Below are 1,539 nucleotides of genomic sequence, written 5' to 3' on the forward strand. Positions count from 1 at the left end.
GTGGGGTGCGCGGTTGCAGTGGACCGGGGGACGAGGCGAGGGGGGGGCGGGGTTGGGCGGCGTGGAGGGGGGGGGGTAGCACGGCATGGTTGAGGGCGGTGATCATTTTGATCAGTCCGGCAGCCCCCGCCGCGGCCTGGGTGTGGCCGATGTTGGATTTGACCGAGCCCAACCACAACGGATGCTCAGGATCGCGGCCAGCCCCGTAGGTGGCCAGCAGGGCCCCGGCCTCGATGGGATCGCCCAACGTGGTGCCGGTGCCGTGGGCTTCCACCACATCCACCTGATCCAGGGCGATGCCGGCGTTGGCGGCGGCTTGGGTGATGACGCGTTGTTGGGCGGGTCCGTTGGGGGCGGTCAGTCCGTTGGAGGCGCCATCTTGGTTGATCGCCGACCCCGCGATCACCGCCAACACCGGATGCTGAAGGCGCTGGGCATCGCTGAGTCGCTCCAACACCACCACCGCCGCACCCTCACCCCAGCCGGTGCCGTCGGCGGCGGCGGCGAACGCTTTACAGCGTCCGTCGGGGGCTAGTCCACGTTGACGAGCGAACTCGATAAAGAGTGCCGGACTGCTTATCACGGTCACCCCGCCGGCCAGGGCCAGACTGGACTCCCCGTTGCGCAGCGACTGACACGCCAGGTGGGTGGCCACCAGCGACGACGAACACGCGGTGTCGATCGTGATGGCCGGGCCTTGTAGCCCCAACACATAGGCCACCCGGCCCGAGGCCACGCTGGTGGCCGCCCCGGTCAGCCCGTATCCCTCGGCCCCGTCTGGCCCGCCGCCGCCGGATTGTGACCAGGCTCCGGCGAATACTCCGGTGTCGGTGCCGTCCAGGGTGGTGGGGTCGATCCCCGCGGTTTCCAGTGCTTCCCAACACACCTCGAGTAGCAGGCGTTGTTGGGGGTCCATGGCGGTGGCTTCACGCGCAGAGATGCCGAAGAACTCGGCATCAAACCCGGCTGCGTCCGCCAAAAACCCTCCTGAGCGGGTGTAGGTCTTGCCCACCGCATCCGGATCGGGGTCAAACAACCCCGCCAAATCCCAGCCCCGATCGGTGGGGAACCCCCCGATCGCATCGGTGCCGGTGTGCACCAACTCCCATAACGCTTGCGGTGAATCCACCCCACCGGGCAACCGGCACGCCATCCCCACCACCGCGATGGGTTCAAGCGACGCTGCCAAGAGTTGCTTTAAACTCTCATTTTCAATGAGAGTCTTTCGAAAAGCCTGCGTGACTTTTTCTAATGAAACTTCCATTGCGTCCTTATCCTGAATTAATCCGCCACTAGAGTCAGTCGTCGAGCGCCGTAGCGACCAAGTCGTCCAGACTCATGTTCGCGATATCAGGTTTCCTCTTCCGATGAGTGTCGGTATCGGCGTCATCCACCATTAGTCGTTGCAAGACAGCTAATACGTTGGCTTGTGCTAAGCGTTCGGCCGGAATCGATGCAACCAATTCTTGGATCTGTTTCACATGGTCGACGCTCGCGGGCGTCGGGGTGGCGGCCCCGGAGAGCAGGCTGAGCAGGTGG

At 64.6% G+C, this 1,539-nt stretch carries 2 protein-coding genes; both read right to left on the reverse strand.

Features of this window, described 5'->3' with window-relative positions; genetic code table 11:
• Positions 1-1,264, reverse strand: a 1,264-nt coding sequence (locus MSIMFI_RS27195) for a beta-ketoacyl synthase N-terminal-like domain-containing protein (protein ID WP_191500023.1), incomplete at its 3' end; no start/stop codon positions are given.
• A 34-nt stretch (positions 1,265-1,298) separates the two neighbouring features.
• Positions 1,299-1,539 (reverse strand): hypothetical protein (locus MSIMFI_RS27200; RefSeq protein WP_191500024.1); only part of this gene is annotated, 241 nt, incomplete at its 5' end.

The sequence above is a fragment of the Mycobacterium simulans genome (genome assembly GCF_900232995.1).
GTDB classification, from domain to species: Bacteria; Actinomycetota; Actinomycetes; order Mycobacteriales; family Mycobacteriaceae; genus Mycobacterium; species Mycobacterium simulans.